Here is a 355-nt window from a genome sequence, read left to right on the forward strand (position 1 = left end):
ACAAAGTTTCTGGATATCACCGTATGCCGCTACTTTTTCTATGATCTGAAATCTTTCTTGTTTGCTTCCTCCTTCCAGATGACCAAGCACTTTTTTAGCAACTCATTCTCCCGTTTCAGTTTTTGTACAAAGCGGTCTTGATCCAAGTATTCTTTACGTCGACCTCGCTGATCCATCAGTCCAAACTCACCTTGTTCCCGATATTTTCGCATCCAGCGCTTCATTCGTCCTGGATCATGAATCCCCAGATGTTCATTAATCTTTCGATAAGTCCACCCCTCAACCGTATGCAAACGAATAGCCTCATTTTTTATCTTCTCCGAATACGTTTTAAACTTTTGTCCCTTAATCGCCA

At 41.7% G+C, this 355-nt stretch carries 1 protein-coding gene; it reads right to left on the bottom strand.

The window, feature by feature from the left end; translation table 11 throughout:
- Positions 1–38 precede the first annotated feature (38 nt).
- Positions 39–355: helix-turn-helix domain-containing protein (locus Q0V21_RS32770; protein ID WP_301882608.1), on the bottom strand; the 317-nt coding region annotated here is incomplete at its 5' end.

This window comes from Paenibacillus sp. 11B, assembly GCF_030487755.1.
GTDB lineage: Bacteria > Bacillota > Bacilli > Paenibacillales > Paenibacillaceae > Paenibacillus > Paenibacillus vandeheii.